Genomic DNA, 25,525 nt, shown 5'->3' with positions numbered 1-25,525 from the left:
ATTTCAGCCTAAAAGCGTTTGGCTTCCAAGTTTTCACAACTGATAAAGAAATCCGACCGACATCTGCGGAATGTGGGTTATATTGTGGCTGCATAAATGCACCTATGCACTTATAGTTAACAATGGGAAAAGGTCAAATTATTTTTCTTCCTTCTTCCCTCTTCCTTCTTCCTTCTTCCCTCTTCCTTCTTCCTTCTTCCTTCTTCCTAATGACAAAAAATTATGAGTCCCGAGTTTTGGATTCCAAGTTTATCAAAAAACTCAAACCTCAAAACTCAAGACTCAAAACTCTCTCAGCTTAAAAGCCGATCGATTCAGTTGATCGCCCGACACAAATAATTGCATCAGGGCAGCATCAATTACCGGCGACGGGGAACCATCGTGTCGATATTGATATTAGCTAGAGGCACGCGCTGCGGCGGAGTAGCAGGCATGGGCATATTGCGCGCCATACCCAAATAGTTCGACGGATCGCCAGCCTTCGGTTGCTTCTCTTGAGGAACAAAACGGCGCACGCCAGTCTGCCAGATGATTTGCGGGAAGCCAAGCTGCGAACGGTGGTACTCACCGTAGCGGGGCGTCTTCAAGTTGAAAGGAGTTTCCCCTCCAACTCGCTGAGGCAAAATTCGGCGCTGCTGGTAAGGTATTGTATCGTAGCCGAACTTATCCAGGTACTCATCGCTATTGACCAACTCGTCAATAAAGCCTTGAGGCCCCTTATTGGCTACCACGATCGACCAAGCAATCTTTTCGCGCTCGCTGTACACATCCCGGCCCAAAATGCGCTGCACGCACATTTCTACAAATCGGTAATTGCTGTTAGTTTGATAATTCCGCTCCAAGAAAGGAGAAGAAGTCGCCAAACCGCGAATAAAGTCCCGCACAGTAATTTGGCCGAACTTGAGTTGCGACTCCAAAGACTTTTGGCGGTTGCTCTTGAGGATTTGGTGTTCGCTGTAAATCTGGCGATATCCAGCCCAAATCAAATTTTCCATGTCTCCAGACGAGAGTACATTTTCAGTTGTGAAAATTCTCGGCTGCTCGTCGCTCCCCACTTCAAAACCAGCAACGCGCTGGTTTTGGCTGTTGGGGGCGTAGCTTAATAAAGGAAGCGCCACGTTAAAATCTCCGTTATCTCAAATTTCAGAAATAGTTGACACCGTGAGCTGCCAGCAAAACGGATACAACTAACCAACATACAGATTAGGGGATTCCCGCAATCTAAATCTGATTTTCCTGAATTTTTGCAACAATCTGTAACATTTGTTGACTGTTGTCAGTGGGCAGTTGGCAGTGGGCAGTTGTCAGTGGGCAGTGGGCAGTGGGCAGTGGGTAGTGGGCAGTCAACACTCAACAATCAACACTCAACAGTCAGCAGTCAGCAGTCAACAGTCAACATCCAACAGCCAAATTACCAACCCAGAGCCGAATAAAACTCGCTGGTGGCCACTTGATCTGCTGCTGCTTCTGATGTTGCATCCGAGTCTGGTTGCACCCGAATTTCGGTGCAAAAAGTCGATGTGCTGAAACCGCCAAAGCGCTTTACGGTACTCGTCCGCATCCGCACGTTCGGATTAGCAAACCAGAAACGCTCGATCGAACTCATCGTCTCGTATTCGGTAATCAGCAGCAGCCCATCCTCATCATCCATCTCAAAACGGCCAGCCACAGGCACAATTTCCGCATAGCCGCGTTCCCGCAACATCAAGCCCTGTCGGGGATTTTCAGGATCGGGGACGATCGCGAACACGGTAGACCCTTTATGATTCTCATCATCCTTATCCCATGCCATCGAGCCGTGCCAAGTCACAAAAGCCCCCCCAGCAGCCCGGCTCGGATCAACTTCGTGCATTTTGCAAATCTCTGCGACTCGCGTGTCATCCGCACCCAGGGCCGTTACCTGAATATTTGAATCCCCAATCTCCGCTTGGCGGAAAGCGAGGTGGTGAGTGCTGCGCTGAGAACGCCACTCCCCAGCACTGCTTTGAAAAAACTCCATTGCATCCATACGAACTAGCTCCTTTGGCTTAGGCTTCCCTGTCTTTACGCCTTTTTATGATAAGGCTCCCCCCACTTTGATGTACTTTTGCGACACAAATTAGTTTCAAAATGTGTACTTTGGACATATTGTCAAGGGAATGTTATGATAGTTTACAATGTAGGAGACACAACAAATCCTGCGAAACGTCATTTCGATCAATTTCGCATCAATCTCAGCAAACTGGAGGAGCGATTTATGGATATGCCTACAACCAGCCTTAGCATGGAACAGCAGTTCAAACTGCAAGTGCTACGCGAAGAAGTCAAAAGGTTAAGCCAAGACCAAGCTCAGGAATACTTGCTCGAAGTTATGCGGCAAAACATGGTTAAAGAAAACCTGTTAAAGCATTGGATGAAGAATATGTGAACTCTTCGAGCATTTCTTCACAAAAATCTGTGGCTTGTATCTGCAAAAAGTACGATCGAGCTTTTAATCATAAAACGCAGAATCCCGCTTTCTCCAAGAAAGCGGGATTCTAAATTCAGAAAAGTTTTATGCAGTTTTTTTTGTCGCTAGCATACTCAGCAAATTAAATGTTTTTAGTCTCAAGCGAGAGAGACGAGAGTTTGTGTAGCGACAGGCTTCAACCTGTCGGGGACTCAACCAAAACGGCCGCTGACATAATCCAAAGTAGACTCTTCCTTTGGACTTTGGAAAATTATCTCAGTCTTGTCACACTCCACAAGATAGCCAAACCGCTTCCCATCGTCAGAAAGTTTAGCATTAAAAAAAGCAGTCAGGTCAGAAACCCGAGAAGCCTGCTGCATATTGTGAGTAACGATCACAATCGTATACTTTTCCTTGAGTTCCCGCATCAACTCCTCAATCTTAATCGTAGAAATCGGGTCAAGAGAAGCGCAAGGTTCATCCATTAACACTACATCAGGATTAATCGCGATCGCCCTAGCAATACACAAACGCTGCTGCTGGCCACCCGAAAGAGAAAAACCGCTTTGCTTCAACTTATCCTTCACCTCATCCCACAAATAAGCTTGGCTGAGCGATTTTTCCACCAGCTCATCCATATCCCCCTTATAATTGTTTACCCTAGCACCGTAAGCAATATTGTCATAAATCGACTTCGGGAAAGGATTCGGCTTTTGAAACACCATCCCAATCTTGCGGCGCACCGCCACAGCATCAATATCAGAATCGTAAAGATTTTGACCGTGGTAATCAATTCTACCCTCTAAACGAAAACCACTCACTAAATCGTTGAGGCGGTTAAAACATCGGAGAATTGTACTTTTACCGCAGCCAGACGGCCCAATCAAGGCAGTAATGCGATTTTTAGGAATCTCCATTGAAACATTTTTAACCGCGTGAAAAGCGCCGTAAAAAATATTGATATTTTCTGTCCGTAAAACTGTTTCCGTTTGCTTGTCTAAATCCATCATCATACAGGTAAGTATCCAATCGAATTTTACAAAATAAGGAGAAGATGAGAGTGATCAAGTTGGAGATGGGGAAAATGTTCCTTCTTCCTTCTTTTTACCCGTTCGCCAAGTCTAAAAATCTTCTTCCTTCAATAAACTTTTTGGCGAGTAGCCCAACGAGAAAGAATACTCGTCAGCAAAACCATAATCACCAAAATCAAAGATGCCGCCCAGGCCAATTCTTTCTGTGCCTTAAAAGGAACCGTTGCAAAGTTGTACACCAAAACCGAAAGACTCGGAGTTGGCTTATCAAATCCTGCCGGCCAAAAAGGCGAATTTAGTGCCGTGAAAATCAAAGGAGCCGTTTCTCCAGCAGCGCGAGCAATTGCCAGAGTTACACCCGTTAAAATAGCCGGAATTGCCGCAGGCAAAACCACCTGCAACACCGTCTGATAATTAGAAGCACCCACACCAACCGACGCCCATCTAATATCTTGCGGGACGATTTGTAGAGCTTCGTCAGTAGTCCGCACAATCGTCGGCAACATCAGCACGGCCAGCGCCGCACCCCCTGCAATTGCCGAAAAACCTCCCATATTTACCACGAACAAACCGTAGGCAAATACCCCTGCAATAATCGAAGGAACGCCGCTGAGGACATTAGTAGCAAAGCGCACCCAGCGAGCTACTTGGCCGCTGCTGAACTCCGACAAATAAACGGCGGCTAATACACCAAAAGGAACAGCAATTAAAGAAGCAATTCCCACCGTCATCAATGTACCGAGAATTGCATTAGCAATACCGCCTCCCGATAGTCCGGGCGGCGGTGGCAGCTTGGTAAACAAGTCTAAATTCAGGCGATTGAAACCTTGTACGGTGACATAGGAAAGAACTGCAAACAAAGGCAGCAGAGTGATGGCCAGACTAGCTCCAGCCAGTACAGTCATCCCCAGACTAAACAGCGATTGCGGGCTGTTTTTAACCTTCTTTAAACTGCCTGTTTTCGATACCAAAGGATTCTCATCGGAGACGCTATTTGACATAAACTAAATATGTAGGGAATGGCGGCAAACTTCTAGTTGTACTTCGCTCTTACTTGAGAAACAATCCACTCTGCCAAAATATTAACAATCAGTGTCATAATAAACAGAATTAGCCCAGTGTACATCAGAGCTGCTACTTGCAACCCGGAGGCTTCCGCAAACTGATTTGCCATCAGAGAAGCAATAGTATTTGCCGGAGCTAGCACAGAAAGACTTAACTGATTGGAATTGCCAATTAACAGAGTTGCAGCCATTGTTTCTCCCATGGCGCGACCGAGCCCAAGCATGATTCCGCCGACAATGCCGGAAAAAGCTGCGGGTACGAGCACTCTAAAAATTGTTGTCCAGCGAGTAGCTCCTAAACCTAGAGATGCTTGTCGCAAGTCGGGCGGGAGACTTGCCAAAGAGTCGCGGGAGATAGCAGTAATAATGGGCAAAGTCATGATTCCCAAAATTACTCCGGCTGGTAACATTCCCGGCCCCACTGGCGACGTGCTAAAAATCGGCAGCCATCCGAAAGTGCCGTTGAGAAACTTGCCGAGAGTGGTAATAATGGGAATCAATACAGCAATTCCCCACAAACCGTAGACTACGCTGGGAATGGCGGCTAAAAGTTCTACTAAAAAAACCAAAGCTGTACGCACTGGTAGCGGCAGAAAGTCCTCGCTCAAGAAAATGGCAGTCCCTACTCCTAATGGTACTGCAATTAGGAGCGCGATCGCCGAACTGACGATCGTCCCGTAAATCATCGGCAGCGCACCGTACTCTTCTTTAACCGGATTCCAATCACTACCAAACAGAAAGCCCAAACCGTACTGTTGAATCGCCGGTAAAGCCCGATAAGCAACGGTGAGCGCGATTACCAGCAAAATTACACCTACTCCTATGCCCAAAATCCCCGTGAGCCAGATAAAGCCTTGATCTAAGGATTTTTCTGCCCCAGAGCGCGATCGGCTATCTGATTGAGCGCTGTGATTATCTGAAATCATAGAAAAAAAAACCAAATATATAGTAGCCGAAAATAGCCTGTTTCGGAAAAAGCTAGAAAGAAGCAGAAAGAAAGACCATAAATAAAATCAAAGAGGGGCGGGTTTATTAATCCCCTAACTTTTCAACAAGTATTTCTGGTAAAACCCACCCCTACACAGATGCACCGATTGTTACATAGAAGAGGGGCGGATTTATTAATCCCCTGACTTTTTAACAAATATTTCTGGTAAAACCCGCCCCACAGAAATATCTCTCTTCGTTCTTCCTGATTTTTACCCGCACGCGCAATGCCGAAGGGCTTTTGTTCCCTCTGACAACGGACAACAGTCAAAAGTCAACAGTCAACAATTACTATTTGGCAACCTCAATCTTATAGTCTGGGCTGATGCCGTCTGCGGCCGCGGCTACTTTTTCTCTAACGTTTTGGGGTAGAGGCACGTAGCCCAATTCGGAACTAACTTTTTGACCTTCAGTTAAGCCGTATTCAACCATCGCCTCGATGACTTTAGCTTTGCTGGGGTCAGCAACTGTTTTGGGGACGAGCATCCAAGTGTAGGTGACAATTGGATAAGATTGAGCGCCTTCGGGGTCTTCGATAAATGCTCGCAGGTTTTCCGGCAGCGGCACAGTCGCTAAAGCTTGAGAAGCTGACTCGTCGGTAGGTACTACAAATGTGCCTGCTTTGTTTTCCAAAGATGCAAATTTGAGATTGTTGTTTTTGGCGTATCCGTATTCTACGTAGCCGATGCTGCCGACGGTTTGCAGGAGTTGGGCTGTGACGCCTTCGTTGCCTTTTGCGCCTACGCCTACGGGCCACTGTACTGTTTTGCCGTCACCTACTGCACTTTTCCAGTCGGGGCTGATGGCACTCAGGTGTTTGGTGAAGACGGCGGTGGTACCGCTACCGTCGGAACGGTGGACGATGGTGATGGCTTGGTCTGGCAATTTAGCGGTCGGGTTGGCGGCTGCAATTTTGGGATCGTTCCAGTTGGTAATTTTACCGGCGAAGATATCTGCGTAAACATCCCGTGGCAGTTTCAGTGGTTCGGTTAAGTCTGGCAGGTTGTAGCCGATGACGATGCTGCCGGCTGTCATGGGCAGCAAGATCACGCCTTTGTCTGCTGGAACTTTGCCGATTTCCTCGTCTTTCATGCCGGTATCGCTGGCCCCAAAGTCTACTGTGCCTTTGGTAAATTGTTCGACTCCGGCGCCGCTGCCTACTGATTGATAGTTAATTTGTACTTTGGGGTTGATTTTGTTGAAGTCTTGAAACCAACGCTGGTAAAGGGGGGCGGGGAATGACGCGCCGGCTGCGGTGATGGCTACGTCTGAGGCTAAGGCTAGTTTGCTGGGAGTTGCTGTGCCGGTGGCTGCAACGGGGGATGCGTTAGGGGATGCTGCGGTGTCGCCGGGGGTGGTTGTGCTGCCTGTGGTTGTGCTGCTGCCACAAGCTGCGAGGCTGAGGGCGATCGCCATAGCGGAAATTGCAGTAGTCAAACGGTTTGGATTAATCAAGTTGAGACGAAAAAGCATAGGTATACAAAAGTTTCGATCGTTATAGGGGTGTCCCGCATCAGCATAGCGCGCAAAAGTAAAGGTTAGGTTAAGAATCTTTACACTTAATCGCAATTTAATATTAATATTATTAATGTTATTAATGAGCTTGACAAGTGTGACTTTATAAGATATATGGCAGAGAAATAGCTACGGAAACAAGTAGTCGATCGCCCGTTAGCGAAGCCCTCGAAGAGGATCGCGAAAAATTCCTCATTAAATTATCACAAGATCGAGGCTTGAGAGCCAGAAAACCATACAATGGTGGTTATTTTGACAGTAGTGCTAGTATTGAGAATTTAAAAGCTGCGGGCATTGAAGCTTGCCTCTGACAAATGCCTTCTGCCTTATACCTTCTGACGAATGCCGTTTGATGATAATGCCTGCTCCTATTGAATTAATCTGGGCTGTTATTGGTTTGCTCCTGACGATAGGAGGCACTTTTTTGCCTGCATCTGTCACAATTCCGATTGGGTTGTGGGACGATCGAGGACTTCAGGCCTACTCTTTAGGTGTTACCTATCAAATTGGAGCCGTCTTGCTAGTAGGCTGCATGGGGGGGAAAAATGCTGCGGCTCTCTCGCAAATTGCTTATTTGGCATTAGGATTAACTTTGTGGCCAGTTTTTTCTCAAGGCGGCGGCATCGGCTATCTCAAAGAAGCGAGTTTTGGGTATTTGCTGGGTTTTGTGCCTGGTGCTTGGGTGTGCGGCTGGGTGGCTTTTAAGGTGGCTTCGCGGCTGGAATCTATGGCTTTTAGCTGTCTGTGCGGTTTGTTCACAGTTCACGCGATCGGCTTAATTTATCTAATTTTTACTTATTGGCTACCTCCGGCTAAAAAAACACCTTTATTCGATGAGATTCTTAAATATTCGGTTTATCCCCTGCCAGGGCAATTGGCGGTAGTTTGTGCGATCGCAGTGCTGTCATTTACTTTACGCCGCTTGATGTTTTATTAATTGCGAAGGAAGAAGGAAGAAGGAAGAGGGAAGAAGGAAGAAGGAAGAAGGAAGAGGGAAGAAGGAAGAAGGAAGAAGGAAGAAGGAAGAAGGAAGAGGTAACTGGTAATTGTGCAAAATAAGGTTATACTATACATTGCCCAACGGGAGAGTCATCGCGCTGCGGCTGGGATTGCTTTGCTGCACTGCATTCTGCTCGCAATGACAAGTGAGATGGGAGTAAATTCTCTCATGCCCGATGCCCCATTTTCTATTGCTTAATTCATGCGTTTTAAAAGAAATCCCTTGTTTTGGATTGCTGCTGTTATCAGTTTAGTTTTAGACCACCTGACTAAGTTTTGGGTGGTACAAAATTTTGACTTGACGGTTCCTCCGCAGACGCAGGCGCTGTTACCTGGGGTGTTTCACTTCACTTATGTTGTTAATACCGGTGCGGCTTTTAGTCTGTTCAGCAATGGCGGGGCGATTTGGTTGCGGTGGCTGTCTTTGGGCGTTAGTGTGGGATTGATTGTGCTGGCTTGGTTCGGGCCGCGTATTAACCGCTGGGAACAAGCTGGCTACGGTTTGATTTTGGGGGGAGCACTGGGGAACGGGATCGATCGATTTGTTTCGGGCCACGTTGTAGATTTTATCGATTTTCGGATCATTCGATTCCCGGTATTTAACCTAGCCGATGTGTTTATTAATGCTGGGATTGTCTGTTTGCTGATTGCAACTTTTCACACTGCACCGCCGACTCCGAAAAGTCAGGACGATCGCAATTCTATTTCAGAGTAAATTTGAAGAAGCAAGAAGGAAGTTTGCAAACCGATTTGCTTTCTTCGGATGTAACGGATGTAACAGCTAACTAACTGTAGGGTTCGTCAGCGGGGAGATCCTTAGTTTGTAGTCGCCACATTCAACCCTGACGCACCCTACAATGACTTTGGAAATGGCTTAAAATGAGATAAGAACAGACCTATTGTTAAAACTAAATTTGCCCGTGAATCCTAATCCATTTGCTCAAGAACGCTTACTATTTGCCCCAGCAACCCCCGATGCTGATGCTATCCCGACTATTTTTGCTTTTCCCAACGAGTACACGGTAGGTATTACCAGTCTCGGCTATCAGATAGTGTGGGCAACTTTGGCTGTGCGATCGGATATTGAAGTGGGCCGTTTATTTACTGATATCCGCGAACAACTTCCCCGACATCCAGAATTACTGGGATTTTCGCTTTCTTGGGAACTAGACTATGTAAATATTCTAAATTTATTGGAATCTCTAGAAATTCCGATTTGGGCGTCACAACGAACGGATAATCATCCGATTGTATTCGGCGGTGGCCCGGTTTTTACTGCTAATCCAGAACCTTTTGCCGAGTTTTTTGATGTGATTTTGCTGGGAGATGGCGAACATCTCATAGACAATTTTATTGATGCTTATAAACAAGTCCGTACCGCCGACAGACAAACTAAATTGCGGCATTTAGCCCAAGTTCCGGGAGTTTACGTCCCCAGTTTGTATGAAGTAACTTATCTGGATGCGACGGAGGGTATTAAATCGATTCAGCCTGTCGATTCGGGAATTCCCAGTGTGGTTGAAAAACAGACTTATCGCGGCAATACTTTATCTGCTTCCACTGTGGTGACAGAAAAAGCGGCTTGGGAAAATATTTACATGGTGGAAGTGGTTCGGAGTTGTCCAGAAATGTGCCGTTTTTGTTTGGCAAGTTATCTGACTTTGCCGTTTAGAACTGCGAGTTTGGAGGCTTCGCTAATTCCGGCGATCGATCGCGGTTTAGCTGTGACTAATCGTTTGGGTTTGTTGGGTGCTTCTGTCACTCAGCACCCGGAATTTGAAGCGTTGCTGGATCATTTGAATCATCCAAAATACGACGGCGTGCGGTTGAGTCTTTCTTCGGTAAGGACGAATACGGTGACAGTTAAATTGGCAGAAATATTGACAAACAGAGACAGTAAATCTGTGACTATTGCGGTGGAAAGTGGGAGCGATCGCCTCCGCAAAATCGTTAACAAAAAACTCACAAATGACGAAATTATTCAAGCGGCGAGCAATGCTAAGGCTGGCGGCTTAAAGGGAATTAAACTGTACGGGATGGCGGGAATTCCAGGCGAAGAAATGGAGGATTTAGAGGAGACGGTGGCGATGATGCGGGCGATTAGAAAAGCTGCTCCCGGCTTGCGGTTGACTCTGGGATGCAGCACTTTTGTTCCGAAATCTCACACTCCTTTTCAGTGGTTTGGAGTGAATAAAGATGCGGAGAAGAGGCTGAAGTTTTTAGATAAAGAATTGCGGAAGTTAGGTTTAGAATTTAGACCTGAAAGCTATAACTGGTCTGTGATTCAGGGTTTGTTGTCGAAGGGCGATCGGCGGTTGTCTCGGCTGTTGGAATTAGTGCGACATTACGGCGATACTTTGGGCAGTTATCGGCGGGCTTTTAAGGAGTTGCGGGGACAGTTGCCGGAGATGGATTTTTATGTTTTTCAAGAGTGGGAATTGGATCATGTTTTGCCTTGGAGTCATTTAAAAGGGCCGCTACCGGAGGCGACTTTGAAGAAGCATTTGGCTGAGGCGATGAGTCATACAACACGACAGCAAAATCAAGAATGTGAAAATTCACTAAGTCGCGTTTAGTAAATTAGATTATAATAGCCTCATGCGTGTTATTAGCCGAAAACGACTAAAAGAATTTTGGGAAACACAGCCCAATGCTGAAACAAGTCTGTTGCTGTGGTATCAGCGTAGTTGTGATGCTGAATGGCAAAGTTTAGTAGATATTCGTAAAGTATTTCCTTCGGCTAACTTAGTAGGTAACTTTACGGTATTTAATATTGGTGGCAATAACTATCGGTTAATTGCTTTTATCGATTATGAATACCAGATAGTGTTTGTCCGCTCTGTTTTAACTCATGCAGAATATGATAAGGAGAACTGGAAAAATGACGACTGGTTTAAAAACTCCTAGTAGCTACTATGTTGAGATAATCACAACTTTTCCACCGCGTCCAATTACTTGTGAAGCTGAGTTAATCGCTACACAAAATCGGATGGATTCTATTGTGAGTCGGAGCAATCTCACGCAAGACGATCGGGATTACTTAAACGTGTTGGGTACTCTTGTTTATGATTACGAACAAAAACATGAGCCAATGCCAGTCTTGAAAGGTATCGCACTACTGAAAGCATTGATGGTTGAGGACAATATTCAAGAAAAAGATTTGGTTGATATTTTTGAATCCGAGTCTTGGGTATCTGAGATGATGGATGGAAAGCGGGAACTGACGGCGAGTCAAATTCAAAAGTTAGCTAAGTTTTTTTATCTTTCCCCTGTGGCATTTCTTGAGTATAATTAATTGCCAGGATACTGGGATGAGTGACGCACTATAATATAATTATGCCCGAAGTCCAACCGAGAGAAATTCAGCGTTATACTACGCCAGATAACAAAGTGCCTTTCGATCAGTGGTTTGATTCGCTTAGAGATATCAATGCTCAAGCCAAGATTATCTCTAAGCTTAACCGAATTGCTGATGGTAATTTAGGAGACTATCGCTCCGTGGGGGAAGGTGTATGCGAACTTAAAATAAATTATGGGCCTGGCTACCGAATTTATTTTGGACAAATAGGGATGACAATTGTGATGCTCATCTGCCGAGGCGATAAAAGCACTCAAGACAGAGATATCCGCCAAGCTAAAGAATACTGGACAGATTATAGGAGTTAAGACAATGCCTAAAAGCCTACCTTATCATCCATTTTTGATTGAATCTATGAGAAAAAATCCGGCATTGTCAGCCGCCTATATAACGGCGACATTAGAGGAGGAAGAGCCGGAACCTGAACTGCTAAAACGAGCTCTCAGCGATGTAGCAGAAGCTTTGGGTCAACCAAAAATGACTCCTGAACAATATGAAGTGCACTTAAAAAAATTGGATGAATTGCTGTCGCAGCAAGGAAGTGATGCGATTTATAATCTGGGAACTTGGCTGAATACTTTGGGATTGAAACTAACTGTTGCTGTTTGTACTGATACAGAGGATAATACTGCAAATGCTGAAACGCGATCGCACTTAACTGTCTAGCCCAACGATACAATGCCCAATTTTAAATATTCGTCGCTGATTAATGCCACCGTTGAAGCAGTCTGGAACTTTCACGAAAGGCCCGACATTCTGCAACTTTTGACTCCGCCTTGGCAACCGGTGAAAATCATTCGCCGCGAAGGGGGATTAGATGTGGGTGCTGTATCAGAATTTCGCTTGTTATTGGGGCCGATTCCTGTAAAATGGGTGGCGACTCACACTGAGTGCGAACAATATCGCTTGTTTGTTGATGAACAAACTGAGGGGCCGATGGCACGTTGGACTCACCGACACGAGTTTACCTCAGAAAATGGCAAGACTAGATTAACAGATGCGATCGCATTTTCGATACCGGGCGGCCCGATTGTCGATTTGTTGTTAGGTTGGTGGGTGGAAATGCGGTTAACAGATATGTTTCGCTACCGCCACGAAGTCACAAAAAGAGAGTGCGAGAAAGATGCAAACAACGGCTGAATATTACTGTGCTTTCTGCGGCGAACCGAGTACAACTTTTGTTGATATCAGCGGTGGTATGGAGCAATCTTATATCGAAGATTGTCAGGTTTGCTGTCGCCCGAATGTTCTGTATGTCAGAATAGATGAAGATACCCTGGATATTGAAATAGATACGGACTATCAAGAATAAGTGACTATAAAAATGTAGGAATTGCTTGTGATGCTGACTTGGTAGAATTCATGAATTTTGAAGCGGCTGCTTCTACGAAAGCCCTAAAAATTCCAGAGTTGAAGGAACAGTTTGGCGACATTTCCGGGTGCCATTGAATTGCTATCATCCAAGGGTGATAGCAGTGTTCCATTGCTTCTACCAAAGTGTCAGGTGCATCGGCTACAATTCGCCAATCGGATGTTACCTTCCTCACTGCTTGATGATGCCAGGAAACAACTGTTGTTGAAGTTTTTCCCATAATTTTTGCTAGGCGACTGTTTGGCTCAATTTCAATGGTATGCTCGATCGCACGCGGGGGAATTCCCGATCCGTGATTAACCTCATCTCCGTAAGCATCCGGTACGTGAATCACCAAACTGCCACCGCTGGCTACGTTCAACATTTGCATTCCCCGGCAAATCCCCAACACAGGTATGTCAGCTTTCAAAGCTAGCTTTGCTAAGCTTAATTCAAAATTGTCGCGTTCTGCATTAACCGAGTAAACTGTGCGATCGACATAACCGCCGTAAAGTTCTGGGTTTATATCTCCGCCCCCGGAAAAAATCAAACCATCTACTGCATCAAAAATACTAGCCGGATCTAATTGATTGGGCGGCAGCAAAATCGGAATGCCACCAGCCGCCTGAACTGCATCAATATAAGTTCCATTTAAGCGATACTCGCCTGCTGAACAGCGGTTGGATGTTGTGATGCCAACAATCGGAAATTTTTTCATTTGCTAGAGACTGGGAGATAATTATTTACATTAATACTCAGATTTGGCACTATTTGTAATCAGTGTTTCATGGGCGGGCTAGAAGCCCAACCCCTACTCCCCACAATAAAACTTACTTATTGTGGAACAGGCATCTTGCCTGTTTCTTGTCTGATTACTTGTGATTGATTCCTACATTAAACTGAGAATTCCCTGCACTGCTGTCTAATTTGTAACAGTTTTAGTATTAGTTTCCGGCAGCGGTTTGCGCGTACACAGATAAGCCAACGGCCCGAACAGCGGTACTAATGTTACTGCCCAAAATGCTGTAGAGTTTTGCATTCCTCGGCGCGCCATATCGTCTCCTAATAAGGCAGGAAATAGTAGGCAAAGCATACAAAAATCTAAACTCATTACGTGGATAAAACGGTTGGTTTGCCACTGTATCATAAAATCATACCAATCGCCTTTTGTCAACCCAAAAGAAACTAAAGCAGCAGCACCCAATGTTAGGACAATGGCAGTAAAACGGGAGTCTAATATCTTTAAAAAGATATTTTTATGACCGGGAAATTCAGGATTCGGTTCGCGTAGGGCTAAATAAGGCAGCAAGGCAACGGCGCCGACGCCAAAGGATAAAGTGGCAAATAGCCATGCAGGTATTTTCTGCCCCCTGCCGTCAGCAAATAAGACGCAACTGTAGATGAGCGGCCAGACTCCCATGAGGTTGAATAACGCTACAATTAAAGGGTTGATGTCTGCTATTTTGCCTGTGGAAATATTGGTAATTAGTGTGATAGTTTTTTCTGGACTGTCGGGTGGTGAAAATACAAAGGCGTAGGTGATAAATGCAATCCAAAGCAGCCCAAATTCAATTTTTCTGAACATAGTTAGTTTTCTTTACTTCTGATATTACTATAACAATTTTAAAGCGTTTTTGAATAACACTTTTTTTATTAACCGCAGAGGACGCAGAGGAAGAGAAGAGAAGATGAGAGCGGATAAAATGTGAGCATCTTCTGAATGTATTGCTATTTGCTATCGCCTGTTTTGGGCAGATTGCTAAATTGTTGCATAAATTGGCGATCGATCCAATCTTTCCAATACCACAATAACCATGATTCCCACATGAAATTGCCGCGAGATGCGATCGCCATTTTATTCCCAGTACCAATTAGCCCTAAGTATTGTTCTTGCGGTGCAAAGGGTTTCAGCGGTTTTTCCAATAAAAACTGCTGCAAATTTTTAAACAGCGGTTTGCCCTGACGCACAGCAAACACGCCTGCTTTGGGACGCGGATAATTAACCATCGCGCAGATGTCTCCAGCCCCAAATACGTTGGGGTGAGAGACTGATTGTAGGCAATCGTTGACTTCCATAAAGCCGTTTGAGTCGGCTGCTAAACCGGATTCTCTTATCCAATTGGCTGCCGATGCTTGTGTCACCCAAAAAATGCGATTGCACTCTAATTCTAAACCTGATTGACAGGAAATTTTGGCATTGGGTATTGGGCATTGGGCATTGGGCATCGGGCATTCTTGATTATCTTCTATGTCAATCGTTTCTGGCTTTTCTATAGCAATAACTTTTTCCATTAAATGCAGTTTAATGCCGCGACTGATGAGAATTTCTTGAAGGCGTAGGCGCACCCGCTGATTGTGTCCCTGCATCAATTCAGCACCGCTGTGAAACAAATGAATTTCTGATGATAAATTTTCTAAATTTTCTTCCCTCTTCCTTCTTCCCTCTTCCTTCTTCCCTCTTTCTTCTTCCCTCTTCCCTCTTCCTTCTTCCTTCTTCCTTCTTCCCTCTTCCTTCCCCAATCGAGATTGCATATTTAATGCTAATTCTACGCCGCCAGCACCGCCGCCGACAATGGCTATCCGCAGCGGTTTTTGGGGATGGTTTTGCCTTTCGGAAATTAACTGATTCCAGCTAGCTAAAAACTCCGGTACGGGTTTTGCTGCAATTGCATATTCTGCCGCACCCGGTACAGATAAAGTCGCAGGAGTGCTGCCGATATCCACAGAAAGCACATCAAAATTAATCGGAGGCCGAGTTTGACAAATAACTAAATTTTTGTTAAGGTCGATCGCGATCGCCCGATCGACAACTATTTGACACCTGGCAAATTCAGCGAGCGAGCGCAAATCGATGTGACATTCATCATAATCGTAAAACCCGGCAACGTGCCCCGGCAGCATCCCCGAATAAGGCGCGTGCAGCACGTCGCTAATCAGAGTCAAACGCACTTCCGGTAGCGGTTTGATACCGAACATTTTTAATACGATAGCATGACTGTGACCGCCACCAATTAAGACTAAATCTTTCACAATTACAGATGTTCGATCGAAATGTTCCAGCACCAATATTGTACAGCACTCGCACTCCTTGGGCCGCAAAGTCCGGTAAGGATAGCTGGCAGTGCGTAATTAATGATTTCCCAGCAGTTAGACAGAATGCTGTCACTTACCCTCTGTCTCAGAGATTATAATGAACTCAGTTGCGATCGCATAACATCAATTCACCCATTTCAGTTAACCGATCCCACATTCAGCGCAAATGGCTGTAGACTGTAGAGCGAGCAAATTTTATCATCAAATTATGTCGGGGTGTGTTTCAATAGCTAACTCACCATTCAAAACTATGACATTACGCATCATTCCGCGCAGTTGGCAGCGATCGATTAAAACTCTTTTCCCGCTTCTGTTTGCCCTCTCATTCATTATAGTATTGCTGGCGAACAATTTCATTCCGGCGATCGCCCAGCAACCCCGCCAGGAAATTCGCGGCGTTTGGATGACGACAAACGACAAAGACATCCTCAGAGATCGTCGCAAACTAGGAGATGCTGTCAGCAAACTAAAACGGTTAAATTTCAACACAATCTATCCCGTTGTCTGGAATTCTGGCTATGCAATGTATCCCAGCAATGTAGCGCAGCAAAGAGATATTCAACCCTTTGTTTACAGAGGGTTAGAGGGACAAGATATGATCGCAGATTTAATCGCTCAATCTCACCGCCAAGGCCTGCTAGTAATTCCTTGGTTTGAGTTTGGTTTCATGGCTCCTCCCACCTCAGAATTAGCCTTAAATCATCCCGATTGGCTGACACAAAAACAGGACGGCAGCCAAACATCAAACGGCGCGGGCGGCGAAGTAGTTTGGCTCAATCCCTTTCATCCCGAAGTTCAGCAATTCATTACCGAACTCGTACTAGAAATCACCACTCAATACAACGCCGACGGCATTCAATTTGACGACCACATGAGTTTGCCGTCGGAATTTGGATACGATGAGTACACAGTTGCTTTGTATACCAAAGAAACCAAAAAAGCGCCGCCCAAAGATTTTCAAAATCCAGCATGGGTGCAGTGGCGAGCCAATAAAATTACGGCTTTTATGTCGCAGCTAAATCAAGCCGTCAAAGCAGTCAAGCCCAATGCAATTTTCTCAATTTCTCCCAATTACTACGAGTTTGCTTACAAACATCATCTACAAGATTGGCTGACTTGGGTGCGCTTGGATATTGCCGACGAGCTAATCGTGCAAGTGTACCGTCCCAATTTAGCATCATTTGTGGGCAAGATTAACCGTCCAGAAATGCAAGAAGCACAGCAAAAGATTCCCACCGGAGTTGGAATTATGACAGGTTTGAGAAATAACCCAGTACCGATTGAGCAAATTAAATCTCAGGTGCAAGCAGTCCAAGAATACGGCTTAGGCGCCGCTTTCTTCTACTACGAAAGCTTGTGGGAATATGCGCCCGAACCCATCGCCCATCGACTGTCTCAATTTAGTGCTTTCTTCCCGTCTTCTGCATTCCGAACAGCGCTACAAATACCCAGACGCGCGGCTACTTTCCCTCCGCCGCCACCACCAAAACCAGATCCTAAAACTAAGCCAGAGCAACCTACCAAAAACAGCACACCTTCACCCTCGCCAACCACGTAAAAGAATTAACAAGTCATCAGTCATTGGTAATTTTGTAGGGTGTGCCATTAGTCCGACAGTCCGACAGGGGTTTAAACCTCTGTCTCATAGCTGAAGTCGTCTTTAGACGACTGTAGCAATTCTATCAAAGGTGTTTTTGTATAGAGTTAGCGCTGAATATATGTGTAACTCTAATTTCCAAAATAGAGATTACTATTTTAGTCGCTTAAAACCGACTTATGCTATTAGACAGGAACTTGAGTCCCTGGCGGCCTGTGGCAGAATGAAACAGCTCTACTGGGGGCTAGGCGATACCGAGTTATGTTCCTATAAAATATCCGTATTACCAACAACTACCATCAATAAAAATGTCAACTAACCAAAAAATTTTACTTCCAAAAATGGGCTGCGGCACTTGGGCTTGGGGCAACAGATTTCTCTGGGGCTACAACGAAAGTATGGACGAGGAATTGCAAGCCGTTTTCAATCTTTGTATTAGTAACGGTGTGACTTTATTTGATACCGGCGACTCTTACGGAACAGGGAAATTAAACGGACGCAGCGAGCAGCTTTTGGGGCAGTTTTCTCAACAATATCAAGGTGTAAATAAAGACAGTATTTGTATTGCGACAAAACTGGCGGCTTATCCTTGGAGGCTGACGCGACAATCAATGATATCGGCTTGCAAAGCCTCTGCTGCGCGCCTCGGGAAAAATGTAGATTTGGTGCAAATGCACTGGTCTACAGCTAATTACGCTCCTTGGCAAGAGGGGGCTCTTTTAGATGGTTTGGCTGACCTTTATGAGCAAGGATTGGTCAAGGGAGTGGGATTGTCTAATTACGGGCCGAAACGGCTGAAATGGGTGCATCAAAGATTTAGCGATCGCCAAATTCCTATTGTTACTTTACAAGTGCAATATTCGCTACTTTCCACCTATCCGGTGACAGAACTCGGATTGAAAGATGTGTGCGATGAATTGGGGATAAAATTGATTGCTTACAGTCCTCTAGCCTTGGGGTTGCTGACGGGTAAATATTCCGAAAACGGCCCTCTTCCTAAAGGTATCCGAGGTTTGGCGTGCAAGCAGCTACTTCCGGGAATGCGATCGCTTTTGGAGTGTTTGCGAGAAATATCGACATTCAGAAACAAAACGGTTTCCCAGGTAGCCATCAACTGGTGCATCTGCAAAGAAACTATTCCGATTCCGGGGGCGAAATCTGCGGCACAGGCGAGGGATAATATTGGTACTTTGGGCTGGGAGTTAGACTCCGGGGAGATTACCGAATTGGATAAGGCGGCGGCGAGTGTAGATAAAAAAATGGTGCAGAATATTTTTCAAACTCGGTAATATCTGAGATGTTTTATCATTCTCATGAACAGGCAAGATGCCTGTTCCACAAGACATGAATTTGCCTGTTCCACAAAAACTAAATTTTCTTGTGGGGAGTAGGGGTTGGGCTTCTAGCCCGCCCATAAAAGACTTATTTACATCGCACAAAAATTTTCGACACACCGCACAAACATTTCTACACCCATCCCCAACGCAGTTTCATCAAAATCAAAACGCGGGTGATGGTGCGGGTAAGCCAAGTTTTTCTCTGGATTTGCTGAACCCAAAAAGAAATAGCAACCTGGCACTTCTTGCAAAAAGAACGACATATCCTCGCCGCCCATTGTTTGACATTCCGGCACGATTCCTGCAGGAGTTTCGACAACGGATTCTGCAACGCCGCGCACCAATTCAGCTATTCTCGAATCATTAATAACTGGCGGGTACAGCGAACAATAATCTAATTGGTAATTGGCCCCGTGACTCTGACAAATTCCGGCAATTAGTTGCTCGATTCGCTTGGCAAAATAACCTTGATATGCAGGATTGAAATAGCGCACCGTGCCACCGATTTGAGCGGTGTCGGCAATGACGTTGTGCGTGTGGCCTGCGTGGAATTGGCCGACAGTTACTACTGCTGAGTCGATCGGGTCAATGTTCCGCGCGACAATTGCCTGCAAAGCGCTGACAATTTGGGCTGTAACGACGATCGAGTCCACAGTCTGATGTGGCATTGCGCCGTGTCCACCTTTCCCAAAAATCGTGCAGTCAAAAACTTCGACAGCCGCCATCAGCGCGCCCCTGCGGACGCCTACAGTACCCAACGGTAGATTGTTCCACAAATGCAAGCCGACGATCGCATCAACATCAGGATTCTTCAAAACTCCCGCTTCAATCATCGGTTTTGCGCCTCCTGGCCCTTCTTCGGCGGGCTGAAAGATAAATTTTACCTTACCCGAAAAGCTGTGTTTGTGCTTAGCAAGATAACAGACAGTACCAAGGGCGATCGCAGTGTGGCCGTCGTGGCCGCAAGCGTGCATAATTCCATCATGCTGCGATCGATAATCCACCTCATTTTCTTCTTGAATCGGCAAAGCATCCATATCAGCTCGAATTGCCAAAACCCGCCCCGGTTTGCCGCTGTCTATAGTGGCGACAATACCAGTTTTAGCAATATTAGTTTCATGCTCAATTCCCCATTCCTGCAACTTTTGCGAGATAAACTGCGCCGTTAAATTTTCATCAAAACTCAACTCCGGTTTTTGGTGCAAAAGGCGACGCCATTCTACTAGCTGAGGCTGCAAATTTCTAATCTCCAGCCGCAACTGAGATAAATCCACAGAAGTTAAATTCGGTAAAGTAGAAACCATGTTTTATTCTCCTTTTTTTTGATTAGGTTTTAGATTTAAGCACTTAATAAATGGTAATCACTAATTATAGCAATCCAGAATAAGTCGTGAAACTCTCTCTGCTGTTTCTCTGCGGTCTCTGCGCTCTCTGCGGTTAAAATAAAATCTTCTTCAATCCTATCCCAGTTGGGCCGGATATTTTTTTAAAATGAACCGTAGAGGACGCAGAGTACGCAGAGGAAGAGAGGAATGAGAAAGAGAGGTGTTTAGAATAGGGTTATTTAGAAGTCTGAGCAACTAAATTCACCCCTGGCAGTAACCGCTCTAAATCTAAATCTGAAGCAACTTTAGCTAATTTAGCAAGGTCAGTCGGGTCATCTAAATGCCGCAAAATACCCAACACAGGTATTTGAGTCAGCGACTGGATCAAATCAACGGGCGCTAAATCGGCAATTTCTTGTTCAGAATAAGCTTTAACGCAATTGAGCACAATTCCTCTCAGCTTAAAACCAGTGTGTCTGGCGAGAGCAAGATTCGCTACAGCTTGCCCGATCGCCCCCAACCTCACAGGTACTACCAAAACCCCCCTCAGCCGCCAATCCCTGGCAATATCGGCCACCGTCAGTTCCCGCGTTACAGGCGAACCCAGCCCTCCCAAAGCTTCCACCAACACAAAATCCTTGCGTTCAGAGAGGCTTTGCAGCGCCGTCCAGACCTTTTCGAGTTCGATACGTCTCCCCTCCAGTTCCGCAGCAATTGGTGGTGCTAGAGGCGCATCAAAGTGCAGCGGATTGAGTTCTTCGGGGGATTGGTCGAGGGCAAACAAACGAGTGTAGAGTTCGCGATCGCCCGTTCCCGTTTGCATGAGTTTCATAATTCCCAAACTGCGATCGGGAAAATACATTTGCCAATAAGCAGCCAGAGCGCTGGTCAAAACAGTTTTGCCCGCGTCGGTATCAGTTCCAGCAATTAGCAAGGAGTTCATTGACAAATAGCTAACAAATAATTGGCCTCAACCTCAGTCTAGGGGAATTTTGCCAGAAGTTTAGAGTTCTGGCGATGGTGCGGGTGTTGGTAGTGGTTCCGGTAACGGCGTGGGTTCGGGTTCCGGTGACGGCGCTGGTGTTGGTTCCGGTTCCGGTGACGGCGCGGGAGTTGGTTCCGGTTCCGGCGACGGTGCGGGAGTTGGGGCTGGTTCCGGTGATGGTGCGGGAGTTGGTGCGGGAGTTGGTGCTGGTGTTGGGGACGGCGCGGGTGTTGGTTTGGGTGCGGGAGTTGGTGCGGGCGTCGGTTTGGGCGTCGGTTTGGGCGCGGGAGTCGGCGCGGGCGTCGGTTTTGGTGTGGGAGTTGGCGCTGGGCTGGGTTCTGGGCTTGGTTCCGGCAAAGGTTCTGGGCTTGGTTCCGGCAAAGGTTCTGGGCTTGGTTCCGGCAAAGGTTCTGGGCTTGGTTCCGGCAAAGGTTGTAGGGTTGGGGTTGGCAAAGGTTGCGGGGTTGGGGTTGGCAAAGGTAGCGGGTTTGGTATGGGAGTTAGTGTCGGCGTGGGATTTATGAGTGCTGGCGCAGTCGGAGTGGGTTTGGGGCGCGAATTGTTGAGAAATGAGCCGACTAAAGCCCAGGAACCGAAGCCTGTCAAGATTACTAAGCCCGCCAGCAGACCGATCGCAGCAATGGGATTGTCCCAAAAAGAGCCGCCAACAGGCTCAATTAACGGGTCGGGCTGGTTTTGCGGGTGGGAACTCTGGGCGGCGGGCTCTGGCGGCCTGCCCACGGCCACCGTTGCTATGAGCGAAGGGTTTGTCGGCACAACTGCTGGCTGCGCGGGCGGTACAGTTGGCTGGCTAGGCTTAGGATTAGTTTGGGCGTCGAGTGCTTGGGCGACTTCGCTGACAGATTGATATCGATCGCCCGGAGACCGGCTCAACATCCGATTGAGCACCAAAGCCAAACCCGTGCTCACCTGAGCTTGCTGCTGCCAATTCCACTGCAGCGTTGTTTGATCGAGCAATTCCTGCGGTTCTTTGCCCGTCAGCAGGACGATCGCCGTTACGGCTAAAGCGTAGAGGTCGCTGCTGGCTGTTGCCCGCCCGCTTTGCAACTGTTCCATCGGCGCGTAGCCGATTTTGCCGACAGTTGTTGCGTGGGCTGTTCCTTCGGGAGACTGGACTTTGGTGGCGAGTTCCTTCACCACTCCAAAGTCAATCAGCACAGGCATTTGGTCATTTTCCCGCCGAATTATATTTTCTGGGGAGATGTCGCGGTGGATGATGCCGCGGGCGTGGATGTGAGCCAGTACCGGCAGCATTTGCCGGATAAATACCAAGACTTCGGCTTCAGTGAAGGTGCGACCAGTTGAAGTTCGATCGAGCAACAGTTCGCGGTAAGTCATTCCTTCCACGTAATCCTGCACTAAAAACAAACGCTGGTTCTCTTCAAATATTGCCCGAAACTGGGGAATTTGTGGATGCCCAATTTGGTAAAGTATTGCCGCCTCTCTTTGAAACAATTCCTTCGATTTTTCCAAAACGTAAGGCCCGCTTTGCACCGGAATCAATTCCTTCAGGGCGCAGCGTTCTTGAAACCGTCCCAAATCTTCTACTAAATAAGTCCGGCCAAATCCTCCTTGACCTAAAATATTCACCAAGCGGTAGCGGTTTTGTAGGAGAGTTCCAATAGCAATAGGTGGCTGCATAAGTTTAAGTAGAAACTGTTAAAAAATAGACGATCGCTCACAGACTTAGACTGCTACGTCTTTAAGGCTTCATAGCATACTTCACTGTCTCTAGTTCCCAGTCCCGACCAAAGTTAGTATTTTACATTCTTTTGACATTCTTGGATGCAAGCATGGTCAGAAACCGGATTTTTTCACGAAAATACACAGGTTGTAACCCGCATATCCCATCAAAAACCCGGTTTCTGCGTTAATATCTCAAGGGATAAATGCACGATTTTTCGTAGAAACCGGGTTTTTGGTCTTAGCCCTAATAAATTGTCGCCCCTCGGCCTAAGCCATACATCTCTATAAAGCTTGAGATTATTTATGGGAGATGCCTACTGACTACTGACTACTGACTACTGACTACTGACTACTGATTAAGCTTTGCTTTCACCATCTCTTGAATTCTGTTACCGTCTGCTTTGCCCTTAAGCTGCTGCATTGCCTTGCCCATCACCTTGCCCATATCCTTTGCAGAAGTAGCGCCAACCGAGGCAATCACTTCGTCAACGACTTGACTCACCTCTTCGTCTGACATCTGCGCCGGCAAATACTCTTCAACAATTGCCAACTCCGCCTCCTCTTGTGCCACTAAATCTTCGCGGCCACCTTTGCGGTATTGTTCGATCGAATCCCGGCGCTGTTTGGCTATTTGCATCAAAATTTCCATTTCTTGAGCTTCTGTCAGCGTTTCTTGCCCGGAGGGACGGAGGCTGACTTCTTTTTCGAGAATAAATTTCTTGATGCCACGAACTGTTTCCAAGCGAACTTTGTCCTTGGACTTCATGGCTGCTTTGATTTCTGCGTCAATGCGTTCTCTTAAGCTCATCGATTTCTACCTTGCTTTGCCCGATATCAAAAATCTGAAGTATGCTTCCGATTCTTAACTTTTTTTACAGTATTTTTCAAGTTTATTGCCTGTTGGTGGCATTTTTCTCGCATTGAACCCGGATGCCTTGGGCTTTCGACGGAATTTGGGGTGGCTGCACTTGCAGCCTCAGCCCCAAATTGACTCACGCCAGAACTTTGAGAGGCAGGGGCACAAGTGCGATCGTACTTCTGCCAGTACAGAGTTCGCTACAACCCACATTCCACACCCTGGCGTGTCATACAGCATAATTACGTAGAAAACTCTATCTTTACAGTAATAAATTATGCCTTTAACAAGTTTTATATCCGTTAATGTACGGTATTCAAGTATAATTCATAGTTTTATTGCTGGATAAAAATAAGTAAAAACCGATTCTGACCGTTAAGGATACCGAATGTGGGGTAGAAACCGGATTTGTTGGACATATTTCTGCAAGTCCTATTCAATTCGCCTAACTTCACACTTGTGGTCGCCCCGAAAGTTAAATCTATTAAAAAATTGGCTGAATATTTCTAGTTTCAGATGGTAAGATAGCGATGGAATAAACGTCCTGCAAGAGGCCTGCTGTGATCCGTTCTGCTACTTTACCGCTTCCGCTTCCCGAGCCGCCGGTTTCCGCTCATGACCGTCTGCGGCTGTTCTCCGGTTCTGCTAATATTCCCCTCGCCCAAGAGGTGGCTCGCTATCTGGGGATTGATTTGGGGCCGATGGTTCGCAAGCGGTTTGCTGATGGGGAACTGTACGTTCAAATTCAAGAATCGATTCGGGGTTGCGATGTTTACTTGATTCAGCCAACTTGCTGTCCGGTAAACGATCGCCTCATGGAATTGTTAATTATGATCGATGCTTGTCGCCGCGCTTCGGCCAGACAAATTACTGCCGTCATCCCCTATTACGGATATGCTAGGGCTGACCGCAAAACGGCCGGAAGAGAGTCGATTACTGCAAAATTAGTGGCTAATTTGATTACGGAAGCTGGGGCCGGTCGCATTTTGGCGATGGATTTGCACTCGGCTCAGATTCAAGGTTATTTTGACATTCCTTTCGATCACGTTTACGGTTCGCCGGTGCTTTTGGATTATCTGGCGAGCAAGCAGTTGACGGATATTGTTGTGGTTTCGCCGGATGTTGGCGGAGTCGCTAGGGCGAGAGCTTTTGCCAAAAAGCTTGGTGATGCTCCCCTGGCAATTATTGACAAGCGCCGCCAAGCTCACAACGTGGCAGAAGTGATGAACCTCATCGGTGATGTGAGCGGCAAAACAGCCGTGTTGGTGGACGACATGATCGATACTGCCGGCACGATTTCTGAAGGTGCGAGATTGTTGCGCCGGGAGGGTGCGAGGCAGGTTTATGCTTGTGCTACTCATGCGGTGTTTTCGCCTCCGGCGATCGAGCGTTTGTCTAGCGGGATTTTGGAAGAGGTAATTGTTACGAATACAATTCCTGTGCCGGAAGAGAACCGTTTTGAGCAGTTGACGGTGCTGTCGGTAGCCAATTTGCTCGGAGAAACTATTTGGCGGATTCACGAAGATAGTTCTGTTAGCAGTATGTTCCGCTAGAGGGCAAAGACAGTTTTTGAATGTGTGTTTTAGGGTGCGTTAACAAGAGTGTAACGCACCGTTTTTTTGCCCAATAGTGCGATCGTTTCCCGCAAGTAATCAGCCCAGGCGCATCTAACTTTTACTCTCAAGTCCCATCAAATTCTTGTGGAGTGGGCGTCGCGCCCGCCCGGAAAATACAATTGAGAGGTCGAACAGCTTATCAAGTTCCTCGGTAAAATAACGCTTATAACTTTGTAGGGAGGACTCAAGTCCTCATAAAATTCGCTCGGAGTTGAGTTTTCACTACGAACCAATGTGACGATCGGCGATCGATCGCACTTGGTACCACCGGAACAA

At 46.4% G+C, this 25,525-nt stretch carries 27 protein-coding genes; 14 read left to right on the top strand and 13 right to left on the bottom strand.

Annotated elements, in window-relative coordinates:
- Window positions 1–359: 359 nt before the first annotated feature.
- Both QUB37_RS21010 and QUB37_RS21005 read right to left on the bottom strand, forming a co-directional pair.
- On the bottom strand, window positions 360–1,118 hold the full coding sequence (locus QUB37_RS21010) for a phycobilisome rod-core linker polypeptide (protein ID WP_333165690.1): 759 nt from the start codon (window positions 1,116–1,118) through the stop codon (window positions 360–362).
- A gap of 293 nt (window positions 1,119–1,411) precedes the next feature.
- On the bottom strand, window positions 1,412–2,008 hold the full coding sequence (locus QUB37_RS21005) for a phycobiliprotein lyase (protein ID WP_333165687.1): 597 nt from the start codon (window positions 2,006–2,008) through the stop codon (window positions 1,412–1,414).
- Between the two features lie 135 nt (window positions 2,009–2,143).
- Between QUB37_RS21005 and QUB37_RS29895 the strand changes: the two genes are divergently transcribed.
- Window positions 2,144–2,407 (top strand): NblA/ycf18 family protein, encoded by a 264-nt coding sequence (locus QUB37_RS29895; RefSeq protein WP_445251225.1) that lies wholly within the window; start codon window positions 2,144–2,146, stop codon window positions 2,405–2,407.
- A gap of 233 nt (window positions 2,408–2,640) precedes the next feature.
- On the opposite strand, the gene pstB is transcribed toward QUB37_RS29895, so the two are convergent.
- The 4 genes from pstB to pstS all read right to left on the bottom strand — a co-directional run bounded on the left by pstB (window position 2,641) and on the right by pstS (window position 6,983).
- Window positions 2,641–3,441: a phosphate ABC transporter ATP-binding protein PstB gene (pstB, locus tag QUB37_RS20995; protein WP_333165684.1), complete on the bottom strand. Its 801-nt coding sequence runs from the start codon at window positions 3,439–3,441 to the stop codon at window positions 2,641–2,643.
- A 125-nt stretch (window positions 3,442–3,566) separates the two neighbouring features.
- Window positions 3,567–4,460: a phosphate ABC transporter permease PstA gene (pstA, locus tag QUB37_RS20990; protein WP_333160852.1), complete on the bottom strand. Its 894-nt coding sequence runs from the start codon at window positions 4,458–4,460 to the stop codon at window positions 3,567–3,569.
- A gap of 32 nt (window positions 4,461–4,492) precedes the next feature.
- Window positions 4,493–5,449, bottom strand: a complete 957-nt coding sequence (pstC, locus tag QUB37_RS20985) for a phosphate ABC transporter permease subunit PstC (protein WP_333165681.1) — start codon at window positions 5,447–5,449, stop codon at window positions 4,493–4,495.
- Between the two features lie 352 nt (window positions 5,450–5,801).
- Complete coding sequence (gene pstS / locus QUB37_RS20980; RefSeq protein ID WP_333165680.1) at window positions 5,802–6,983, bottom strand: phosphate ABC transporter substrate-binding protein PstS; 1,182 nt, start codon at window positions 6,981–6,983, stop codon at window positions 5,802–5,804.
- A gap of 400 nt (window positions 6,984–7,383) precedes the next feature.
- On the opposite strand from pstS, the gene QUB37_RS20975 reads away from it, so the two are divergent.
- From QUB37_RS20975 to QUB37_RS20930, 10 genes are all read left to right on the top strand, one after another.
- Window positions 7,384–7,962, top strand: a complete 579-nt coding sequence (locus QUB37_RS20975; protein ID WP_006635529.1) for a biotin transporter BioY — start codon at window positions 7,384–7,386, stop codon at window positions 7,960–7,962.
- Window positions 7,911–8,084 (top strand): hypothetical protein, encoded by a 174-nt coding sequence (locus tag QUB37_RS20970; RefSeq protein ID WP_333165678.1) that lies wholly within the window; start codon window positions 7,911–7,913, stop codon window positions 8,082–8,084. The genes QUB37_RS20975 and QUB37_RS20970 overlap by 52 nt, the downstream gene beginning before the upstream one ends.
- Before the next feature lie 142 nt (window positions 8,085–8,226).
- Entirely contained in the window at window positions 8,227–8,739 is a 513-nt protein-coding gene (gene lspA / locus QUB37_RS20965) for a signal peptidase II (protein WP_333165676.1), read from the top strand.
- A 205-nt stretch (window positions 8,740–8,944) separates the two neighbouring features.
- Entirely contained in the window at window positions 8,945–10,600 is a 1,656-nt protein-coding gene (locus QUB37_RS20960) for a radical SAM protein (protein ID WP_333165673.1), read from the top strand.
- A 22-nt stretch (window positions 10,601–10,622) separates the two neighbouring features.
- The gene (locus QUB37_RS20955) at window positions 10,623–10,931 is read left to right on the top strand and encodes a type II toxin-antitoxin system HigB family toxin (protein WP_333165671.1); all 309 of its coding nucleotides are present in this window, start codon (window positions 10,623–10,625) and stop codon (window positions 10,929–10,931) included.
- Window positions 10,906–11,319 (top strand): transcriptional regulator, encoded by a 414-nt coding sequence (locus tag QUB37_RS20950; protein ID WP_333165668.1) that lies wholly within the window; start codon window positions 10,906–10,908, stop codon window positions 11,317–11,319. Before QUB37_RS20955 ends, QUB37_RS20950 begins: the two co-directional genes overlap by 26 nt.
- 41 nt (window positions 11,320–11,360) lie before the next feature.
- Window positions 11,361–11,690, top strand: coding sequence for a type II toxin-antitoxin system RelE/ParE family toxin (locus QUB37_RS20945; RefSeq protein WP_333165666.1), 330 nt, complete (start codon window positions 11,361–11,363; stop codon window positions 11,688–11,690).
- 4 nt (window positions 11,691–11,694) lie between these two features.
- The gene (locus QUB37_RS20940) at window positions 11,695–12,048 is read left to right on the top strand and encodes a transcriptional regulator (RefSeq protein ID WP_333165664.1); all 354 of its coding nucleotides are present in this window, start codon (window positions 11,695–11,697) and stop codon (window positions 12,046–12,048) included.
- Between the two features lie 12 nt (window positions 12,049–12,060).
- Complete coding sequence (locus tag QUB37_RS20935; protein ID WP_190745192.1) at window positions 12,061–12,522, top strand: SRPBCC family protein; 462 nt, start codon at window positions 12,061–12,063, stop codon at window positions 12,520–12,522.
- The gene (locus tag QUB37_RS20930; RefSeq protein WP_006635525.1) at window positions 12,506–12,694 is read left to right on the top strand and encodes a CPXCG motif-containing cysteine-rich protein; all 189 of its coding nucleotides are present in this window, start codon (window positions 12,506–12,508) and stop codon (window positions 12,692–12,694) included. The genes QUB37_RS20935 and QUB37_RS20930 overlap by 17 nt, the downstream gene beginning before the upstream one ends.
- Before the next feature lie 4 nt (window positions 12,695–12,698).
- Here the strand turns inward: QUB37_RS20930 and QUB37_RS20925 are convergent, their stop codons facing one another.
- From QUB37_RS20925 to QUB37_RS20915, 3 genes are all read right to left on the bottom strand, one after another.
- The gene (locus tag QUB37_RS20925; RefSeq protein ID WP_333116399.1) at window positions 12,699–13,451 is read right to left on the bottom strand and encodes a gamma-glutamyl-gamma-aminobutyrate hydrolase family protein; all 753 of its coding nucleotides are present in this window, start codon (window positions 13,449–13,451) and stop codon (window positions 12,699–12,701) included.
- 204 nt (window positions 13,452–13,655) lie between these two features.
- Window positions 13,656–14,318 carry a DUF2834 domain-containing protein gene (locus tag QUB37_RS20920; RefSeq protein WP_333165661.1) on the bottom strand — a complete coding sequence of 221 codons (663 nt, stop codon included), beginning with the start codon at window positions 14,316–14,318 and terminating at the stop codon, window positions 13,656–13,658.
- Between the two features lie 143 nt (window positions 14,319–14,461).
- On the bottom strand, window positions 14,462–15,709 hold the full coding sequence (locus QUB37_RS20915) for an FAD-dependent oxidoreductase (protein WP_445300047.1): 1,248 nt from the start codon (window positions 15,707–15,709) through the stop codon (window positions 14,462–14,464).
- Between the two features lie 283 nt (window positions 15,710–15,992).
- Between QUB37_RS20915 and QUB37_RS20910 the strand changes: the two genes are divergently transcribed.
- Window positions 15,993–17,384, top strand: coding sequence for a glycoside hydrolase family 10 protein (locus tag QUB37_RS20910; RefSeq protein ID WP_333165656.1), 1,392 nt, complete (start codon window positions 15,993–15,995; stop codon window positions 17,382–17,384).
- A gap of 347 nt (window positions 17,385–17,731) precedes the next feature.
- Window positions 17,732–18,712: an aldo/keto reductase gene (locus QUB37_RS20905; protein WP_333165654.1), complete on the top strand. Its 981-nt coding sequence runs from the start codon at window positions 17,732–17,734 to the stop codon at window positions 18,710–18,712.
- A gap of 137 nt (window positions 18,713–18,849) precedes the next feature.
- On the opposite strand, the gene QUB37_RS20900 is transcribed toward QUB37_RS20905, so the two are convergent.
- The 4 genes from QUB37_RS20900 to QUB37_RS20885 form a co-directional block, all read right to left on the bottom strand.
- A complete protein-coding gene (locus QUB37_RS20900) occupies window positions 18,850–20,064 on the bottom strand; it encodes a M20 family metallopeptidase (protein ID WP_333165651.1) in 1,215 nt (404 codons plus the stop codon).
- Window positions 20,065–20,320: 256 nt separating this feature from the next.
- The gene (gene bioD / locus QUB37_RS20895; RefSeq protein WP_333165649.1) at window positions 20,321–21,028 is read right to left on the bottom strand and encodes a dethiobiotin synthase; all 708 of its coding nucleotides are present in this window, start codon (window positions 21,026–21,028) and stop codon (window positions 20,321–20,323) included.
- Window positions 21,029–21,088: 60 nt separating this feature from the next.
- Entirely contained in the window at window positions 21,089–22,732 is a 1,644-nt protein-coding gene (locus QUB37_RS20890; protein ID WP_333165647.1) for a protein kinase domain-containing protein, read from the bottom strand.
- A gap of 394 nt (window positions 22,733–23,126) precedes the next feature.
- Window positions 23,127–23,585 (bottom strand): GatB/YqeY domain-containing protein, encoded by a 459-nt coding sequence (locus tag QUB37_RS20885; protein WP_333165644.1) that lies wholly within the window; start codon window positions 23,583–23,585, stop codon window positions 23,127–23,129.
- Between the two features lie 608 nt (window positions 23,586–24,193).
- On the opposite strand from QUB37_RS20885, the gene QUB37_RS20880 reads away from it, so the two are divergent.
- Entirely contained in the window at window positions 24,194–25,186 is a 993-nt protein-coding gene (locus tag QUB37_RS20880) for a ribose-phosphate pyrophosphokinase (protein ID WP_333165641.1), read from the top strand.
- The last annotated feature ends 339 nt before the right edge of the window (window positions 25,187–25,525 follow it).

The sequence above is a fragment of the Microcoleus sp. AT3-A2 genome (genome assembly GCF_036705685.1).
Taxonomy (GTDB): Bacteria; Cyanobacteriota; Cyanobacteriia; order Cyanobacteriales; family Microcoleaceae; genus Microcoleus.
This window is presented reverse-complemented; position numbering and strand designations above follow the sequence as displayed.

What these genes read in the sequence shown, in the direction of transcription:
- QUB37_RS21005 (WP_333165687.1), bottom strand. Translation starts at nt 2,008, where the DNA reads ATGGATGCAATGGAGTTTTTTCAAAGCAGTGCTGGGGAGTGGCGTTCT.
- QUB37_RS29895 (WP_445251225.1), top strand. Translation starts at nt 2,144, where the DNA reads ATGATAGTTTACAATGTAGGAGACACAACAAATCCTGCGAAACGTCAT.
- pstB (WP_333165684.1), bottom strand. Translation starts at nt 3,441, where the DNA reads ATGATGATGGATTTAGACAAGCAAACGGAAACAGTTTTACGGACAGAA.
- pstA (WP_333160852.1), bottom strand. Translation starts at nt 4,460, where the DNA reads ATGTCAAATAGCGTCTCCGATGAGAATCCTTTGGTATCGAAAACAGGC.
- pstC (WP_333165681.1), bottom strand. Translation starts at nt 5,449, where the DNA reads ATGATTTCAGATAATCACAGCGCTCAATCAGATAGCCGATCGCGCTCT.
- pstS (WP_333165680.1), bottom strand. Translation starts at nt 6,983, where the DNA reads ATGCTTTTTCGTCTCAACTTGATTAATCCAAACCGTTTGACTACTGCA.
- QUB37_RS20975 (WP_006635529.1), top strand. Translation starts at nt 7,384, where the DNA reads ATGCCTGCTCCTATTGAATTAATCTGGGCTGTTATTGGTTTGCTCCTG.
- lspA (WP_333165676.1), top strand. Translation starts at nt 8,227, where the DNA reads ATGCGTTTTAAAAGAAATCCCTTGTTTTGGATTGCTGCTGTTATCAGT.
- QUB37_RS20955 (WP_333165671.1), top strand. Translation starts at nt 10,623, where the DNA reads ATGCGTGTTATTAGCCGAAAACGACTAAAAGAATTTTGGGAAACACAG.
- QUB37_RS20950 (WP_333165668.1), top strand. Translation starts at nt 10,906, where the DNA reads ATGACGACTGGTTTAAAAACTCCTAGTAGCTACTATGTTGAGATAATC.
- QUB37_RS20945 (WP_333165666.1), top strand. Translation starts at nt 11,361, where the DNA reads ATGCCCGAAGTCCAACCGAGAGAAATTCAGCGTTATACTACGCCAGAT.
- QUB37_RS20940 (WP_333165664.1), top strand. Translation starts at nt 11,695, where the DNA reads ATGCCTAAAAGCCTACCTTATCATCCATTTTTGATTGAATCTATGAGA.
- QUB37_RS20935 (WP_190745192.1), top strand. Translation starts at nt 12,061, where the DNA reads ATGCCCAATTTTAAATATTCGTCGCTGATTAATGCCACCGTTGAAGCA.
- QUB37_RS20930 (WP_006635525.1), top strand. Translation starts at nt 12,506, where the DNA reads ATGCAAACAACGGCTGAATATTACTGTGCTTTCTGCGGCGAACCGAGT.
- QUB37_RS20925 (WP_333116399.1), bottom strand. Translation starts at nt 13,451, where the DNA reads ATGAAAAAATTTCCGATTGTTGGCATCACAACATCCAACCGCTGTTCA.
- QUB37_RS20920 (WP_333165661.1), bottom strand. Translation starts at nt 14,318, where the DNA reads ATGTTCAGAAAAATTGAATTTGGGCTGCTTTGGATTGCATTTATCACC.
- QUB37_RS20915 (WP_445300047.1), bottom strand. Translation starts at nt 15,709, where the DNA reads ATGTTCGGTATCAAACCGCTACCGGAAGTGCGTTTGACTCTGATTAGC.
- QUB37_RS20910 (WP_333165656.1), top strand. Translation starts at nt 15,993, where the DNA reads ATGGCTGTAGACTGTAGAGCGAGCAAATTTTATCATCAAATTATGTCG.
- QUB37_RS20905 (WP_333165654.1), top strand. Translation starts at nt 17,732, where the DNA reads ATGTCAACTAACCAAAAAATTTTACTTCCAAAAATGGGCTGCGGCACT.
- QUB37_RS20900 (WP_333165651.1), bottom strand. Translation starts at nt 20,064, where the DNA reads ATGGTTTCTACTTTACCGAATTTAACTTCTGTGGATTTATCTCAGTTG.
- bioD (WP_333165649.1), bottom strand. Translation starts at nt 21,028, where the DNA reads ATGAACTCCTTGCTAATTGCTGGAACTGATACCGACGCGGGCAAAACT.
- QUB37_RS20890 (WP_333165647.1), bottom strand. Translation starts at nt 22,732, where the DNA reads ATGCAGCCACCTATTGCTATTGGAACTCTCCTACAAAACCGCTACCGC.
- QUB37_RS20885 (WP_333165644.1), bottom strand. Translation starts at nt 23,585, where the DNA reads ATGAGCTTAAGAGAACGCATTGACGCAGAAATCAAAGCAGCCATGAAG.